This is a genomic window from Flavobacterium piscis (genome assembly GCF_031457575.1).
Taxonomy (GTDB): domain Bacteria; phylum Bacteroidota; class Bacteroidia; order Flavobacteriales; family Flavobacteriaceae; genus Flavobacterium; species Flavobacterium piscis_A.
Genome location: NZ_JAVDWQ010000007.1, coordinates 67,944 through 85,621, shown reverse-complemented (window position 1 = coordinate 85,621; position 17,678 = coordinate 67,944). Strand labels below are relative to the sequence as shown.

The window sequence follows — 17,678 nt, the reverse complement described above, 5'->3', positions numbered from 1 at the left end:
TAATTACTGAACAGCAATTGGTGCTGCCAGGCAGCTTTCAGGAATATCGAATGCATTTACCAATGAAACCGCATCAGGTCTGATATCCCAGCAAAGCTGATTGACCATTTTACGAATTGCTTTGGTTTTTACAGCTTCCATATAACCATCTTCCAAATACCAGGCTTTATTTTTTTCTATTTGAGAAAGCGCATATAATTGATACAATTTTACCAATATCTCTTTAGTACGTTCATCCTGAATAGTTTCAATCGTAATTTGAAATTGCTCCAGCACAACTCGTTCCAGATATGCCTCGGCAACATCAATCATTTGGTGTTGTACAACATTAAAGGCATCATACGCTTCCAGACCGCTGTCAACTAATTTTTTGATACGCTTTGCAGCCGATGCTAAAATTGTTCTCTCCCTGTGCTGAAAAGCCTGAATATGAAACTGACTGTCCAGCAAATGTTCATCATCCGTTTTTCTGGTTACTATTGGATTTTTTTCGGCAATAGCCAGTTTTGCATTTTCATATACATAATTGATAATTCCAAAAGAGCCCATTTCACCAAATGCTTTTCTGAATTCAGACAAGCGGTTCTTTGCTACCAGTTGCATCAAAACAGTATTATCTCCCTCAAAAGTGGTATAAATCTCCGTATCATTTTTTAAGGCATCAATTCGGTTTTCAGACAAATACCCTTTTCCTCCGCAAGCTTCACGGCATTCCTGCAAAATATCCCTTGTACTCCATGTTGAATACGATTTCATTCCGGCTGCCAGTGCTTCAATTTCCTGCATTTCTGCTTCGGTCCTGTTCAAAAAACGGCTGGTAAGATATTGCAGACCAAAATGTACTGCATAGGTTTTTGCCAAATGCGGAAGTAATCGGCGTTGGTGCATCCTGTAATTTAAAATTGGGACTTCAGAGCCTCCTTCAGGTCCAAATTGTCGGCGTTTGTCACTATATCTGATGGCAATCGTAAGCCCTGATTTGGCAGCTGCCAAAGCTGAACGCGGGATTCCGATTCGCCCTCCAACCAAAGTGCCTAACATCGTAAAAAAACGTCTGTTATCGCTTGGAATCGGGCTTTCAAATTCTCCGTTTTCATTTACCGATGCAAATCTGTCAAGCATATTTTCTTTCGGAATTACCACATTATCAAAACTAATAGTGCCGTTATCTACGCCATTCAGTCCCATTTTATGCCCACAGTCACCAATCGTGATTCCGTTAAGCGTATTTCCGTTTGTATCCCTTAAAGACACAATAAAGGCATTAACACCATAATCATGACCATCAATAATTAATTTCGCAAAAACGGTTGCCATTTGTCCGTGAACGGCTGCATTTCCAATATATTCTTTTTGCGCTTTCTCATGAGGGGTATGAATTGTAAAAGTCTTATCCTTATGATTGTAAGTAGCTGTTGTTTCCAATCCTTTTACGTTAGAACCATGATGTGTTTCGGTCATGGCAAAACAGCCTGGTATTTTTAACGATCCAATATCTTTTAAATATTTTTCATAATGTTTTTCAGTTCCCAAAGACTGAACGCTCATTCCCCAAAGCCCAAATTGCACACCAAATTTTATTACCAGGCTCAAATCGTGATAACTCAGTGTTTCCATAATCGCAAAATAATCGGCAATGTTTTCGCCTCCGCCATATTGCTTTGGATAAGCCATGTTGCCTAAATCTTCATCAGCCAGGATTTTACACCATTCATACACTTTTTGCCTATAAACATTTATATCTGTAAAAGTTTCATAAGCAAAATCTGGTCTTGTGATAACCGATTTTACTTTTTTAATAATGGCGGCCTGTTCCCCATCCAAAATTTCAGTTAATTTTTGAATGTCAAAATTATCGGTAGTTTTAGTTGTAGCCGTGAGTGAATTTCCTATAGTTTTAAAAGTAGTAATCACTTCTTCTCCTAAAATTCCAAGATCATTTTCGAGTTTTACGAGCGGTAATTCAAGTGCTGTAATATTTGCATCGTTATCTGAAAGCAGTAAAGCGATTTCAAAAATTGAAGTAATAGAAGTTTTACTTTGGATTGTTTTCTCAATTTCGGATTTCCAGCCAGTCAATTCTTGTCGGGAGGGTGGATTTGCAATATCTATTTTTGAAAGAAGGATTTTTTGCTCTTCGGAAGTAAGCCAGTTCTGCGAAACGATGAATTCTTTTAAAGTCGTAACTTCTTTTTGATTTAAAAGATCATCCGACCAAACAACATATAAAAATGGTATAAAAGCTTTAATTTTTGAATTCTCCATAGTAAATTAAATTATTAATTTGTCTGTGGTTAAATTACTATAATTAATTGACCTGTTCTATAAAATATCTTCAATTAGGATTTTTTTCACATTTTTAAAAAGAGAAAAAGTCAAAACCAAATCTCCATTATGGTAAACTCCTGATTTAATTTACTGAAGGTTTGAAAAGTATCTTTCATACCCAACTTTTCATAAAAAGATTTTTTGTTGCTTCTGGCATTGCACCAGATTCTTTTTAAATCCTTTTTTCGGGCCAATTCAAAAATATAGTATAGAAGTTCAGAAGCTATTCCACGACCTTGATAATCTTGTAAAGTTGCCAGTTTTCTGAACTGCAATTCATCATCCACAATGAAACAGGAAATTATTGAAACCAACTTATCTTCTATAAAAGCACCAAAATGCAGCCCAAATTCGTCCTCTTTCAATTGGACAAATTCGAAAGGCTGATCCGGCCACATTACTTTGTGCCTTATTTCCCAGGTGTCCGATGCATTGATTGATTTTATCATCATTGTAAATTTAAACTAAAGCAAAATGCACTAAAGTACATAGTTGTAAACCAGACATGTGACCAATAAAAAAACCGTCTAATCATTATGATCAGACGGTTCTAAATTACTTCAATTTTTTATTTATTTGATAGGATTACCTATTTAATTTCAGATAATCCACGGGTCAGCCAGCCTCTTTTATTCGCTGTAACAATTGCGTAGGGCGCAATCCAGAATAAACCAAAAGTATACAAAATACTATAGGAATAAGCCCAGAAAGCCTCAGATAAACTATATCTTTTTGCATAAAATATAACTGGGAAACTGGATATTATCAATATTCCTAAAAGTGTTGAACTTAAAAATAGTAATGGATGTGTAAGTATAAGAAACAACATAAATAGCAGAAACGGAAAAGTCATAACAATCCTTAGCGTCTGATTCACAAATAAAAGCCTTGCTCCAAATTTAGATTCTTTTCTAAAGTCCTTGAAAACATATTTTGCCATCATGATATTCTCACGAACATTGCTTCTGCCCCATCTGATAAACATTTTATACAAACCGGTATACTCTTCCGGCACGCTCGTTAATACTACTGCGTTTTTTTGAAACAAAACACGAAATCCCTGTTTTAGTATCATATTGGTCATTGCCCTGTCTTCACCAATATCCGAAGGTTCGCCCATAAAGGTTTGGTTAATCCATTCGTCAAGACAACCAAATACAGCCGTTTTTCGATAAGCTGCTGCTGCTCCTGGTGTACACAATACAGATCCTAACATACTCTCTGCAGAACGAACAAATTCAAAACTCATTACAAAACTTACATTTAACATTTTTGGAAGCAGCGCTTTTTTATTGTTTAAAACATGAACATTTCCGGCAACAGCGCCACATTTTTCATCAACAACAAATGGACTTACTAAATTTCTTAGAGTATCTTTTTTTACAATTGAATCACTATCAACCGTTACAAAAATCTCACCTGTTCCAAGTTCGAATCCGCGATGAAGTGCATGACGTTTTCCTTTGTTTTCAGGCTGCTGAAAAATAGTTAAACGATCTCCTAATTTTAATTTAGCCTGTTGCATCCAATACCATGTATCGTCCTTGCTTCCATCGTCAATGGCCAGTATCTGCATTTTTTGCTCCGGAAAATCGCTGTCTGCCAGACTCAATAAGGTATCCCAAACCAGCTTGCCTTCATTATATGCAGGAACAATTATAGTACAAGTTGGTAACAACTCATCTGAAACAGATTCGATAGGCTTGTAACGAAAGTACAGGTATAAATTATATAGAAAAACACCTGTTTGAAAAAAGAATAATAAAACAGTCATAATTAAAAAGGGAAAACCCCATGTAGAATTTATCCTGTCAATATGAAACTGATCAAAGTCAGGCTGAAATTCATAGACAAAAAAAGCACCTGTAATCATTAATATAAAAGTACCTATATGCACTGCAATACCTAATGGACCTGAAGATCTTTCACTCTGTATTTTTGATGATTTACTGTGAAAATTAAAAATAGAACTATTTATAGAATGTTCGTTATATGTTTCGTTAAGGCTTGAAGAATAAAATTGCTTCGAAGTAATTGTTTCACTTTTCATTTTGGGTCGTATTATTGATTTCTATCTAAATGGCTTATATTTCTAATTCCCTCCTTAATTATTTATCTTTTTAAAAGAATAAATATTAAAACCGATAAGAGAATTAATATAAATCTAGGTTAGCAAGGCTTGTGCCATTCCAATTTTGAATTGATAATAAACGAATTAGGATATTTCAACCTGTTTAAAGTGTGTATTTATTACACACTTGTGGAAACACTATACACTATTTTATGTTTTTGTAATCAATAAAAATTGTAATCAATTTGAAAAATACCCAAAAGAAAACCGTCTTAATCAGAAAGAAAAAGACGGTTTCGGAAATTAATATAACCTTAAAAACTATAAAATATAATCGGTATTAATAAAATTCGATTCTTTGCTGTTCAGCAATTCCTGTAAAATTTCATTATTGTAAGCAATATCTTTTGAAGCCACGAATGTACGGATTGAGAATGAACGCAAAGCATCCGGAATACTCAATGTTCCTACAGCAGAATCTTTACGTCCAGTGAACGGAAATGCGTCAGGCCCTCTCTGGCACGAACTATTCAGGTTTACCCTGCACACTAAGTTGACCAAAGCATCAATAAGTGGTGCCAGTGTCTTAATGTCTTTTCCAAACAAACTTACTTGCTGACCGTAATTTGATTCGGCCATATCTTCAAGAGGTTCGTTGATATCCTTAAAAGAAATAATAGGCACTACAGGTCCAAATTGTTCTTCATGGTATACTCTCATTTCTTTATTTACAGGATATAAAACGGCTGGAAAAATATAATTCTCCGTATGTTTCCCTCCTTTTTCATTTAATATTTCAGCTCCTTTACTTTTAGCATCATCAATTAATCCCTGAATATATTCAGGCTTTTCAGCTTCCGGAAGCGGTGTTAATGAAACTCCTTTTTCCCATGGATTTCCAAACACCAAAGCATCCACTTTTTCAGAAAAACGTCTGTTGAATTCTTCAGCAATAGATTCATGTACATAAAGCACTTTTAAAGCCGTACAACGCTGACCGTTAAATGATAACGATCCGGTAATACATTCCTGAATAGCCAAATCCAAATCGGCATCCGGTAAAATAATCGCAGGATTTTTAGCTTCTAAACCTAAAATCAAACGCAATCTGTTTTTGTTTGGATGCTGATCCTGCAATGCAATCGCAGACTTACTATTTCCAATTAATGCCAGAACATCAATTTTTCCTGATTTCATGATTGGAGAAGCCACTTCACGACCTCTTCCGTATACGATATTGATAACACCTTTTGGAAAACTGCTTCTAAACGCTTCCAACAATGGCGAAATACATAAAACCCCGTATTTAGCCGGTTTAAAAATTACGGCATTACCCATAATCAAAGCTGGAATAAGTAATGAGAAAGTTTCGTTTAAAGGATAGTTGTAAGGTCCAAGACACAAAACAACTCCAAGAGGACCACGGCGAATCATAGCGTTTACACCCTGCACTTTAGAAAAGCGTGAACTGCGTCCGTTTAATTCTTTGTAACTGTCAATCGTATCCTGGATATATTCTACAGTTCTGTCAAATTCTTTTTGAGAATCGCCAAGGTTTTTTCCAATTTCCCACATCAAAAGCTTCACCACTTCCTCACGGGTTTCCTTCATTTGTCTTACGAAATTTTCCATGCATTTGATACGGTCAACTACTTTCATCGTTGGCCATAAACCCTGACCTTTATTATAAGCCGCATTGGCAGCCTCAACCACTTCATCAGCTTCCTTTTCAGCCATGAACGGAATCGATCCTAATAATGTTGGAGTATATTTTTCTGTAGAAGAGATAGTAGAAAACACAGGGGTCGTCTGGCCTGACCATTGTCTTAATTCTCCGTTTACAAGATATGTATCCTGATTGATAAGCGTTTTAATTTGATATTCTTCGGGTATAAAACTCATAATCTGGTAATTTTAGTTTGGTTATTTAATAGTTTTAAAAGAAAAAAGAGGCTTTTCGCCTCTCTTTTGATGTTATGGATTTAGAGTTTCGCCTTCCCAGTCCAGGATTCCACCCAATAAATTATAGGCATTTTCAATCCCTAACTCATTCATGATCTGGCAAGCTTTTGCACTTCTCGCTCCGGAACGGCAATACACGTAATAGTTTTTATTTTTGTCCAGTTCTTCTATTTCATAAATAAAAGCCTGGCCTTTATTGATATCAATATTAACAGCATTTTCAATGTAGCCATCGTTAAATTCGTCTTCAGTTCTTACGTCAAGTATAACTGCATTTTCGTCAGCTTCATACTGAGCAACCCAATCTTCTTGTGATAAATTCATAGTATTGTGTTTTTTGTAAAATTAAAGATTTTTGCTAAATAAAATACTTCCAGAATACGAATTCGATTATTATTCTCAGAAAACGTTTTAGGGAACATAAAATTGTCAGCGTTTTACAAATTTACTCACTATTTTCAAAAAATCACTCTATAAAACCGATAGAAAATAGGATTTTTTCATTTTAATAATAAGCATTTTAAAAATAGTTTCCTTCCAATTAATCCCATTTCAATCTCCTATCTTTGTATAAAATTATTTGTTTTTAATTTTAATTTGGTAAAAAACGCCAGCCTCTAATTTCACGAATCTTCATAAATTAATTAGTGAAAATTAGGGCAATACAGGGCAAAAAAATAAAATTAAAATCACAGCACTTTAAACGTTTACCACTAAAATATTTAAGTTTCATTAAATAGTAAAACTTAATTTTTCTTAATCTCTTAATGGTAAAAAAATTAATTTAATGTTTAAAAAAAAATGCAAAATTCATTAAAAAACATATTTCCTAATTTCTCCGGTGAACTTATTTCTACTATTGAAGAAAACGGAAGCGCACAGGATTTTAAAGCCGGAACCATATTAATGCGAACCGGCCAATACATCAAAAACACCGTTTTGATTACCAAAGGTAAAATCAAAATTTACCGTGAAGGCGAAGACGGAGGCGAATTTTTAATGTATTATTTATTGCCCGGGCAAGCCTGTGCCATTTCGATGATCTGCACTGCCAAAAACGAAAAAAGCCAGATTATGGCTAAAGTAGTCGAAGATGCTTCGGTAATGATGATTCCGCTAAAGATGATGGACAAATGGATGATGGAACACCGCTCCTGGTATGAATTTGTTATAGAAACCTACCGAAGCCGTTTTGAAGAAGTTCTCGAAGTAATTGATAATATCGCGTTTAGATCGATGGACGAGCGTTTGGAATTTTATTTAAAACGCCATTCTGATGCCTGCGGTTGCTCTGAAGTAAAACTATCACATCAGGAAATAGCCACTGAACTTAATACCTCCAGAGAAGTGATTTCCAGATTGCTCAAAAAAATGGAACAACGCGGTATGGTCAAGCTAAACCGAAACCAAATCGAGCTTTTGAAATAGATGATAGCAAATATATCTCAAAACATAGCTCTTAGTGTTGAATAAAAGTCATTTCACTTTTTACATGAATTCACATGCTCTGTGCAAATAATGTGTTATTTTATTTTAGTTTCAAAAATTAGAAAAAAATCTATGTTTCTCCTATAGTTAAATTAAATGCACAAAGAAAAGAACCTTCTGTGATAAATGTTACTGTAGAATTCTAATTTACAAAGCACCTTTGCATAAAAATACTGGCAATGGAATATTTAGGTTATTTTGCATCCATCATTATCGGAATCTCACTGGGCTTAATTGGCGGTGGCGGTTCTATACTAACCATCCCTATTTTGGTGTATTTATTCAGGGTTAATCCCGAGCAAGCCACATCGTATTCCTTATTTATAGTGGGATTAACCTCAATGTTAGGAAGCTACAGTCATTATAAAATGGGCAACCTGAAACTTAAATCGGCCTTCTATTTTGCAATTCCATCTGTGATTTCAATATTGATTATCCGCGAAGTTATTTTTCCGGAAATTGCCACAACACTCTTTTCAGTAGCTTCCTATAAAGTTTCAAAAGATTTTCTTATCATGATTGTCTTTTCGTTATTGATGATTATGGCAGCGATTTCGATGATCCGAAAAAGCAGTCCCGAGCTCAAAATTACCGAAACCAATTACCTGCAATTAAGCCTCATAGGTTTTGTAGTTGGAATTGTAACCGGATTTCTGGGTGCCGGAGGGGGATTTCTCATCATTCCTGCCCTGCTCTTTTTCGCCAATTTACCCATGAAACAAGCTGTTGGCACATCGTTATTAATCATCACCATCAATTCTACAATAGGTTTTGCAGGCGATTTATACATCGGAACCCCAATAAATTATCCCTTTTTGTTAAGCATTTCTGCAATGGCACTTATCGGAATGTTAATTGGCAGCCAGCTTTCCAAAAAAATAGACGGCGTAAGACTAAAACCTGTTTTCGGCTGGTTTGTTTTGGTAATGGGATTTTATATTATTACTAAGGAAATTTTGTTTTAAAAATATTAGTTTCACACAGATAAAACAGATTTTTTTGATGCTTTAAATTTACTTAGGGCGTTGCCTACGGCCGGGCTATCCGCTATATCTTTTTGTTTTTAAAGGAAAAACAAAAAGGATACCGCTTCTATCCCTAACGCAGACCTGGGTAAACTATAAATTTTGTTTTTAGGTTTTATTCAAATTTGTACTTTTTAAATAAAAGCATAAAATTAGAATTATTTCAAATTTCCCCATATTTTTCTTTATATCGTCCAAGTTCGATTTCTGTCTTGTTTAAAAGTTTTTCTAATAGTCGGATTTTGTCTTCGTAAAGTTCTTTTAGTATAGAAGTATTTTCTGTGTTAATCAAAATACTTCCGTTGTTATTTCCAGTGACCCTGTTAAAATTATTAAAATACTTATCATAGTCAAAACTAATGATGTCTTCAACGGTCACATCAAGAATCCTTCCTATTTCAACTAATTTTTCATAACTCAAAGAAGTTTTTCCTTTTTCTATTTTACTATAACCTGCCTGAGTTACACCTAATTTTTCTGCCATGTATTCCTGAGTGTAATTTTTCAACTCTCTAATGTTTTTTATTTTGTTTTTAATTGTTGTGGGCATATTTTTTTTAAAATTTGGGGTGGTATAGTTAAACAGCCCGCCATTAAACTTTTTAACAGCATAACTATACCTATTTTTGGGTATTCAAAAATTGCTTTATTGTTAGGAATATGTAAAGCAGTTTTTTTATCATTTTTTTCTAGTGGTAATAATATAACCATACATCAAAGCCACCATTATGAAAACTAAATCATAATGGGAAATTCCGAATAAAACCATCTAATCTTTTTTATTTATGCAGTCTTTTTTATATTTCTTTCAAACTGAAGATCTAAATAGTGATCTATCTGTTTACCAATCAGGAGACGGTCTTTTGATGCAATTTTGATTCTTATCTCTTTTTGATAAATATCTTTAACATGTACGAAATATACAAACTCTGAAGGATCATTAAATCTTGCGATTATAATAAAAGGGTAACATAAAAGGGTTGGAATAATATAATACAAGTCCATCAAATTAGAGAAAATCATACAATAATAAGCGACGGCGGTTACAGCAATAAAAGCACCGTTTTCCAGAAAATACTGTTTCTTTCTTTTGAGCAGTCCAAGCTCTTTAATTTCATCAAAATGATAGTGCCAGTTTTTAGATTTGTAGTGAAATTTAATCTTGTCGGGAAAAATTGTTATAAACATAATAATCAATAAATTAAGTTAAGGGTTTGCGTAGAAAATCATCATTTAAGAATCTTGGGGAAAAATTCTTAGATACGCAATATTAAGCAATAACTTCTTTTTTCTCTTACCCCTCAAATTATAGAATATAACTATCAGTTGTAATTAAATACATTAGAAAAAAATATTCAAAGAAAACGGAATGCTTTTTATTTTTCATTGTCTATTGAATAAATATACGCTGTGAACGTTACCTATTGCCGGGTTATCCGTTATATCTTTTTGTTTAAAAAAAAATAAAAGATATCGCTTCTATCACTGATGCAAACCCGGGTAAACTAGAAATTTTGTTTTTTCTTAAGATTACTGTTTTCTTTGATAAAAGTGTTTCAATCAAAAATAGCTTTAATACATACCAAAAACGATACAAAAACAACTAACTTTAAACTAACAAAGCTTAAACAATTTAGTCAAAGAAATGAAATAAATAAAATGAAGAACAGTAGCCGAAAAGATGGGTGTCAAAGAAAACAGTAAAGCAATTTTATTTAATTCTGACGAAGAAGCAATCAAAAACATGAAACTTCCGTTACTTGACATTTCTATACAATTAGATACTGAATTTGATTACATTCATCTGTTCGTAAAAAAGCAATCCGAGTTTATACAACACTTCCCTAAAGGCAAATGTCTCCTGACTTTGCACCCGCAACGGTAAAACACAAACAAAATCAATCATAAAAAAACAGGCAAATTGCCTATTTTTTTTATAACCTGTTTTTATTCTCACTTGAGGTCACGAGTTAGAAACTCACGATAGCATTACCTAATGCACGAACTATTGGAGGTATTGTTTTTTGTTCCCTTTTTGATGCGTAGGTACAAATCCAAATTCCAACAACGGTTCGCTTCCTTCAGTACGTGTCTCAAAACAGACCACCTTTCAACGTACTAATGATTCGGGGTTTTCAATCCGCTTATACGGGAATTCCACCCTATGGGAAAATAACACCCTGTAAATTTGTTTTCTAAACCGAAATTTGTATTTTCAATTTTTAATCAAACTTACTGAATGTTTCCTGCTCATGCAGGGCACACACTTGCTACTAGTGATTTGGGCAATTAGCTTAATGGAAAGACTGTAGTACCGGAACATTAGCGGGTCAGGCAGCAACACCACTACTTATTAGGCAAAGTAAATATGACAGAATGGTAAACAGAAATTTTACACCTTTTCCAATTTTGACAACTGGAAGGTTAACTCTTAGACAATTATCAATTGATGACAAGCAAAATATTTTTGCTTTGCGTTCAGACACAGAAATAAACAAATATCTTGACAGAGAACCAAGCAAAACAATTGATGATGCAATAAATTTTATCAAGAAGGTTAATGATAACATTAAAAACAATAACTCTATTTATTGGGTAATTAGCTTGACAAGTACAAAAACATTTGTTGGAACAATTTGTCTTTTTGACTTTTCAAACGAAAAAAATAGTTGTGAAATCGGGTATGAACTTATAACAAAATTTCAAGGGCAAGGAATAATGAAAGAAGCTAGTCAAGTTGTAATTGACTACGTGTTTCAGACTTTAAAGTTTAAAAAAATACTCGCCTTTACACATTATGAGAATCTGAATTCAACCAATCTACTGTTAAAATTCAATTTTGTAAAATCATTAGAAACGGGCAAAGAAAATCCTAACTTAAATATTTTCACTTTGGCACAATAACATTCACAACAAGAAAGCAAAACATATTAAGAACAAAAGTCCGAACCTCTTGTAGTAAGGAGACATTATAGGGCAGTTTAACAGAACCTACAAAACAGAAAAGAATCAAAATCACATAATTGACAGAAGTTTTTGATATAAGCAAAATGTTCATTCCCATACAATGAATTTTGAAAAAATTCCAAACCCCAAAAATCATTAAAAGTAACGCTGTCTCTTTTTTTATGTTTTTTTTGGACTTTCATAATCCAAGAAATTCATGTTTAAAGAATACAATCAAAAAAAGTATTAATACACTTATTACAATTTTAATCTTCATGTACTTTATTATAAAAATTGTAATCAATAAAAAAAGCTAAAAATAACATTTAGCTTTTAAATAAATTAATCTAATGCTCCCCATACCCAACCTCATCCATCTTCCCACTAAAAACGCGATACTGAACAATCAAATAAATAATCACCAAAAATAAAGCAATAAAAAACCAACTCATTCCGGCATAAAGACCATATTCGCCTGCGGCAGTATTATAAATTGTCAGGGACGGATTTACTTTATTGGTTGAAGGCAAAACATTTGGAAAAATCGAAACGGCGGTTGAGGCAAAACCTCCCACTAAAAACAAACTTGAAAACAAAAACCCCAAGCCGTCTTTTTGGTACGAACGTACTTTAAACAATCCTACAATTCCAGCAAAAGCCATTAAAGGAAAAAACCAAAGAATCGGATTTTTAACAAAATTATGAAACGGTTGCGGCTCGATAAAATGCCAGATCTGCAAGGAAATACAAACCAAAACCAACAAGACAATATTCAGTTTAAAAACGACATTTTTCAGTTTAGTATTCAACGTCGAATTGGTTTTAAAGATAATCCAGTTTGCGCCGTGAATCGTCAGGGCAACAACGCTCACAATTCCCAGGAAAAGCGTAAACCAATCGATAATCCCCAATTCATTCGCCTGTGGACTAAAAGTCGGATTCCATAAAGGCAAAAAGAAATAATGTGCTTCCTGAGTCGAAACGCCATTGATTACCATTCCGAGATTGACACCGCGAACAATATTCCCTAAAGCAATTCCGAAGAATAAAGCCAAAAGTAAACTCGCAATTCCGAAAGCCTTATCCCAAATCGCCTCCCACATAGGGTGATGCACCTGACCGCGCATTTCCAAACCAATGGCACGGAAAATCAACAGCCATAAAATCATAATCAACGGCAAATAAAATCCGCTGAAAGAAGAAGCGTACAAAGTTGGAAATGCAAAAAACAAAACACCTCCGGCGGCGATAATCCAAACCTCGTTGGCATCCCAAAACGGGCCGATTGCGCTTGTAATTGCTTTTTTATCTTTTTCGGTTTTGGCCAAAAACAAATGAATAATTCCTGCTCCAAAATCGTAACCGTCCAAAACAATATAAACGGCTAAAATTCCCATTAAAACTACGTACCAAAAAAATTCCATATTTATATATTTTCAGTTATGACTTCATCATTATGAGGCCCTTTATTGATGATTTTTCCAATCAAAAGCAAAAACAGCATACCCAGTAAAAGATACAACCCTATAAATCCAAGCAAAGTAAACAAGGTATTTCCGGATGAAACCGTTGGCGATGCACCTTCGGCAGTTCGCAATAAATTATAAACAAGCCAGGGCTGTCTTCCTAATTCGGCAGTATACCAGCCAGCCGTGTTCGCGATATACGGAAATGGCATCATAAAAAGAAGCGACCACAACACCCATTTGGTCTCGTATAATTTCTTTCTGAAAAGCTGAAAAACAGCAAAAACCATCAAACCAATAAATACAGTTCCGAGTCCCGCCATAATATGATAGGAATAATATAATCCGGAAATATTGGTAGGATGAACATCTTCATCAAACTGATCTAATCCTTTAATTTCCCTGTTCCAGCTTCCGTAAGTCAGGAAACTCAGGATATTGGGAACTGCAATTTTATTGTCCAGTTTTTTATCTTTTACATCGGGCTGACCAATCAAAACAATTTCAGAACCTTCTTTTTCGGTATGAAAAATTCCTTCCATAGCGGCAAAAGTTACCGGTTGGTATTTCACTACATTTTTAGCCAGTAAATCTCCCGTTGGAACAGCAACAACAATACTCGAAATCAGTCCGAAGATGACTCCGGTTTTCAGAAATAATCTCCCGAAAGAAACATTCTTCTGACTCAGAATATAAAAAGCTCCAATTCCGGCTACAATAAAAGAAGCCGTTACCAAAGAAGCTGCCTGATTGTGCAAATAAGATGGCCACAACCACGGATTTAGAAATAAAGCTTTAAAATTCGTCAGTACAAATTTTCCATTTTCCAGAATTTCATAACCCACCGGATTCTGCATCCACGAATGTGTTGCTATGATTAAATATCCGCTGGCCCAGGAACCAATGCAAATCAATAGTCCTGTTACAAAGTGCCATTTATGTCCGATTATCTTTTCTCCAAATAAAAAGATGCCGAGAAAGGAGGATTCCAGAAAAAAGGAAAACATGCCTTCCATCGCTAAGGTCTGACCTATAATTCCGCCAGTCAGTTCAGAGAATTTCGCCCAATTAGTTCCAAACTGGAACTCCATCGGAATTCCGGTTACAACTCCCATTGCAAAATTCAGGGCGAAAATCTTCATCCAGAAGTGCGTAGCATGATTATATTGTATGTTTTGAGTACGAAGATATTTCCACTTAAAGTAAACAATGATCAGGGAAAGTCCCATTGTGAGTTGCGGAAAAAGATAGTGAAAGGTAATGGTGAAGGCGAATTGCATTCGGTCATAAAAGAGCATTTCTTCCATAGAGCGGTATTTGTTTATGAAGTCCCACAAATTTACCTATTAAAACCCAAATTGCTGTCCTTAAAAATGACTTTATTTTTTTAAACCATATAAGAGTGATGTAAGTAAATAGTAGTCTAATTCTAATGTGCACAAACCTAAAATGAACTTACATCACTTATATGGTAAAATCCTCAACATTTTTTCATTTAAAACCTGTTTCTATAACATTAGTCACTTACTTTCCGAAAAAACAGGATTATCTTTGTGAAACATTCTTTTAGATTTTTTATCATGAAAATAGAACAAATTTATACTGGCTGTTTAGCCCAAGGTGCTTATTATATTACTTCGAATGGCGAAGCTGCCATTATTGATCCTCTTAGGGAAATCCAGCCTTATCTGGATCGTTTGAAACGTGATGATGTCAAATTGAAATATATTTTTGAAACACACTTTCACGCTGATTTTGTTTCGGGGCATATCGATTTGAGCAAAGAAACTCAGGCTCCAATTGTGTACGGGCCTAATGCAAAACCTGAATTTGAATGTATTGTTGCCACAGACGGTCAGGAATTTAAAATTGGAAATATTACCATAAAAGCGTTGCATACTCCTGGTCACACAATGGAAAGCACCACCTATTTATTGATTGATGCAAACGGAAAAGAGCATGCTGTTCTCTCAGGTGATACGCTTTTTATTGGCGATGTTGGTCGTCCGGATTTGGCACAAAAAGCTGCCGGAATGACACAGGATCAATTGGCCGGAATTTTATTTCATTCCTTAAGAGATAAAATCATGACTTTGGCAGATGATGTTATCGTTTATCCTGCGCACGGTGCGGGAAGTGCCTGTGGTAAAAACATGAGCAAAGAAACGGTTTCGACAATCGGAAATCAAAAAGAAACCAATTATGCTTTACGGGCTAATATGACGGAAGCAGAATTTATTACCGAAGTTACCGATGGATTATTGCCTCCTCCTGCCTATTTTAGTATGAATGTAGCAATGAATAAAGGCGGTTACGAAAGTTTCGAATCAGTTTTACATAACGGAATGAAAGCTATTAATGTAAAAGATTTTGAGGCTGTAGCTGAAGAAACCAATGCACTCATTTTAGATACCAGAAATAATTCAGAATTTTATAAAGGATTTATTCCACAGTCTGTCAATATTGGCATCGATGGTGATTTTGCACCCTGGGTTGGAACTTTAGTTGCCAATGTAAAACAACCTATTATATTAGTTACTGAAAATGGGATGGAAGAAGAAACCGTAACGCGTTTAAGCCGGGTGGGTTTTGATTCGATTATTGGACATTTGGATGGCGGTTTTGAAGCATGGCAAAAAGCTCGTTTTGAAATTGATACTATCAATAGAATTTCGGCAGAAGAATTTGCCCAAGAATTTAAAGCCGAAGAAGATAAAGTAATCGATGTTCGCAAAGAAACAGAATACAGCGCCGAACACATAGACGACGCCTACAACAAACCGTTGGCATATATAAATGACTGGGTAAAGGATATTAATCCGAATGAGCATTTTTATCTGCATTGCGCAGGTGGTTATCGCAGTATGATTGCAGCTTCCATTTTGCAGGCTCGTGGTTTTAGGAATTTTACCGAAATTGACGGTGGTTTTGGAGCGATTACAAAAACGGATATCCCAAAATCAGATTTTGTTTGCCAGAGTAAGGTTTTGAAAGCATAAACATTGAACATAAATTTTCACCATATAAGATTATAATTATATAAGTTCATTTAATTTCAGCACGATTTAAACTCTGACTTGTAATTATTTAAAGTAGAAGTTGAATATAAAAACATATTCTTTTACCTTATAACTTATATGAGCTCATATAAGTTCAGCGCGATTAAACTTCAACTTTATAATTACTTACATCACTTATATGGTGGAAAAACACTTTAAATTTTAATAACATGAGTATACTAGAAATTTTAAAAGAACCTTGGCCCTGGTACGTTGCAGGTCCGTTGATTGGATTAACCGTCCCTATTTTGTTGATTATCGGAAATAAATCTTTCGGGATCAGTTCATCGTTGCGTCATATTTGTGCGTCTTGTATTCCTGCCAATATTTCTTTTTTTAAATATGACTGGAAAAGAGAAAGCTGGAATTTATTCTTCGTTTTCGGAATTTTCCTTGGCGGTATTATTGCTGCTTACTTTTTATCAAATCCAAGTGCAGTTAAAATTACGCCACAGCTTTCAGAACAGTTGGCAACTTATGGCATTACAGATCATTCAGGATTATTGCCCGCACAACTTTTTTCATGGGAAAGTTTATTTACATTCCGTGGATTTATCATGATTGTGGTGGGTGGGTTTTTAGTTGGTTTTGGAACCCGTTATGCCGGAGGATGTACGAGCGGTCATGCGATTATGGGAATTTCAAACTTGCAATGGCCTTCATTGGTAGCCACCATCTGTTTTATGATTGGCGGTTTTATTATGGCGAATTTGATTTTGCCACATATTCTTTCACTTTAAAATTTAGAAAATGTCAAATTCAAATTCAGAAAATAAAAATACAGATACGGAAGGTATCAATGGAAGTCAATTAAAGGATTCCACATTGTCCCATCTAAAATATCTTGTTGTTGGAATCTTTTTTGGAATAATATTCGTTAAAGCTGAAATTATCAGCTGGTTTCGTATTCAGGAAATGTTTCAGTTACAATCGTTTTTTATGTATGGCGTAATTGGCAGCGCTGTTGTGGTTGGAATAATTTCTATTCAGATAATTAAAAAATTTAACATCAAAACCATTCAGGGCGAGAAAATCGAGATTCAGCCAAAAACTTTTAATAAAGGTCAAATTTATGGAGGATTGCTTTTCGGATTTGGATGGGCTATTACCGGAGCTTGTCCCGGGCCTTTATTTGCTCAGATAGGAACCGGAGTTACAGTAATTGTGGTCACTTTAATCAGTGCTATTCTGGGAACCTGGGTTTATGGTCTTTTTAAGGATAAATTGCCTCATTAATATATATACGTATCAAACCGTTTACCCGCCGCATGAGGGATTACTTCAGTAAATAATTGTTTTTATAAGAGTTCAATGAATTTCATTTGCAACAAAC

Annotated in this window: 16 protein-coding genes; 7 read left to right on the top strand and 9 right to left on the bottom strand. The window is 34.6% G+C overall.

What is annotated here, in order from left to right; genetic code table 11:
• Positions 1–3: 3 nt before the first annotated feature.
• The 5 genes from J2W48_RS11740 to J2W48_RS11720 form a co-directional block, all read right to left on the bottom strand.
• Positions 4–2,265 (bottom strand): acyl-CoA dehydrogenase family protein, encoded by a 2,262-nt coding sequence (locus J2W48_RS11740; RefSeq protein ID WP_310281505.1) that lies wholly within the window; start codon positions 2,263–2,265, stop codon positions 4–6.
• A 110-nt stretch (positions 2,266–2,375) separates the two neighbouring features.
• Positions 2,376–2,777 carry a GNAT family N-acetyltransferase gene (locus J2W48_RS11735; RefSeq protein WP_310281503.1) on the bottom strand — a complete coding sequence of 134 codons (402 nt, stop codon included), beginning with the start codon at positions 2,775–2,777 and terminating at the stop codon, positions 2,376–2,378.
• Between the two features lie 140 nt (positions 2,778–2,917).
• Complete coding sequence (locus J2W48_RS11730) at positions 2,918–4,378, bottom strand: glycosyltransferase family 2 protein (RefSeq protein WP_310281501.1); 1,461 nt, start codon at positions 4,376–4,378, stop codon at positions 2,918–2,920.
• A gap of 342 nt (positions 4,379–4,720) precedes the next feature.
• The gene (locus J2W48_RS11725) at positions 4,721–6,301 is read right to left on the bottom strand and encodes an NADP-dependent glyceraldehyde-3-phosphate dehydrogenase (RefSeq protein WP_310281499.1); all 1,581 of its coding nucleotides are present in this window, start codon (positions 6,299–6,301) and stop codon (positions 4,721–4,723) included.
• Between the two features lie 72 nt (positions 6,302–6,373).
• Positions 6,374–6,685, bottom strand: coding sequence for a rhodanese-like domain-containing protein (locus J2W48_RS11720; RefSeq protein WP_310281497.1), 312 nt, complete (start codon positions 6,683–6,685; stop codon positions 6,374–6,376).
• Between the two features lie 477 nt (positions 6,686–7,162).
• On the opposite strand from J2W48_RS11720, the gene J2W48_RS11715 reads away from it, so the two are divergent.
• Together J2W48_RS11715 and J2W48_RS11710 are read left to right on the top strand one after the other, a co-directional pair.
• Positions 7,163–7,789: a Crp/Fnr family transcriptional regulator gene (locus tag J2W48_RS11715; protein ID WP_310281495.1), complete on the top strand. Its 627-nt coding sequence runs from the start codon at positions 7,163–7,165 to the stop codon at positions 7,787–7,789.
• A 239-nt stretch (positions 7,790–8,028) separates the two neighbouring features.
• On the top strand, positions 8,029–8,814 hold the full coding sequence (locus tag J2W48_RS11710) for a sulfite exporter TauE/SafE family protein (RefSeq protein ID WP_310281493.1): 786 nt from the start codon (positions 8,029–8,031) through the stop codon (positions 8,812–8,814).
• 223 nt (positions 8,815–9,037) lie between these two features.
• On the opposite strand, the gene J2W48_RS11705 is transcribed toward J2W48_RS11710, so the two are convergent.
• Together J2W48_RS11705 and J2W48_RS11700 are read right to left on the bottom strand one after the other, a co-directional pair.
• Positions 9,038–9,424: a helix-turn-helix transcriptional regulator gene (locus J2W48_RS11705; protein WP_310281491.1), complete on the bottom strand. Its 387-nt coding sequence runs from the start codon at positions 9,422–9,424 to the stop codon at positions 9,038–9,040.
• Positions 9,425–9,657: 233 nt separating this feature from the next.
• Complete coding sequence (locus tag J2W48_RS11700) at positions 9,658–10,062, bottom strand: hypothetical protein (protein WP_310281489.1); 405 nt, start codon at positions 10,060–10,062, stop codon at positions 9,658–9,660.
• Positions 10,063–10,555: 493 nt separating this feature from the next.
• Here J2W48_RS11700 and J2W48_RS11695 point away from each other — a divergent pair, with 493 nt between their 5' ends.
• Together J2W48_RS11695 and J2W48_RS11690 are read left to right on the top strand one after the other, a co-directional pair.
• Positions 10,556–10,759, top strand: coding sequence for a hypothetical protein (locus J2W48_RS11695; protein ID WP_310281487.1), 204 nt, complete (start codon positions 10,556–10,558; stop codon positions 10,757–10,759).
• 491 nt (positions 10,760–11,250) lie between these two features.
• The gene (locus J2W48_RS11690) at positions 11,251–11,778 is read left to right on the top strand and encodes a GNAT family N-acetyltransferase (protein ID WP_310281485.1); all 528 of its coding nucleotides are present in this window, start codon (positions 11,251–11,253) and stop codon (positions 11,776–11,778) included.
• A gap of 389 nt (positions 11,779–12,167) precedes the next feature.
• Here the strand turns inward: J2W48_RS11690 and cydB are convergent, their stop codons facing one another.
• A complete protein-coding gene (cydB, locus tag J2W48_RS11685; RefSeq protein WP_310281483.1) occupies positions 12,168–13,244 on the bottom strand; it encodes a cytochrome d ubiquinol oxidase subunit II in 1,077 nt (358 codons plus the stop codon).
• A 2-nt stretch (positions 13,245–13,246) separates the two neighbouring features.
• Positions 13,247–14,593, bottom strand: a complete 1,347-nt coding sequence (locus J2W48_RS11680; protein WP_310281481.1) for a cytochrome ubiquinol oxidase subunit I — start codon at positions 14,591–14,593, stop codon at positions 13,247–13,249.
• A gap of 273 nt (positions 14,594–14,866) precedes the next feature.
• On the opposite strand from J2W48_RS11680, the gene J2W48_RS11675 reads away from it, so the two are divergent.
• The 3 genes from J2W48_RS11675 to J2W48_RS11665 all read left to right on the top strand — a co-directional run bounded on the left by J2W48_RS11675 (position 14,867) and on the right by J2W48_RS11665 (position 17,581).
• Positions 14,867–16,285 (top strand): MBL fold metallo-hydrolase, encoded by a 1,419-nt coding sequence (locus J2W48_RS11675; protein WP_310281480.1) that lies wholly within the window; start codon positions 14,867–14,869, stop codon positions 16,283–16,285.
• 236 nt (positions 16,286–16,521) lie between these two features.
• Positions 16,522–17,085 (top strand): YeeE/YedE family protein, encoded by a 564-nt coding sequence (locus tag J2W48_RS11670; RefSeq protein WP_310281819.1) that lies wholly within the window; start codon positions 16,522–16,524, stop codon positions 17,083–17,085.
• A 10-nt stretch (positions 17,086–17,095) separates the two neighbouring features.
• Positions 17,096–17,581, top strand: coding sequence for a DUF6691 family protein (locus J2W48_RS11665; RefSeq protein WP_310281478.1), 486 nt, complete (start codon positions 17,096–17,098; stop codon positions 17,579–17,581).
• Positions 17,582–17,678: the final 97 nt, after the last annotated feature.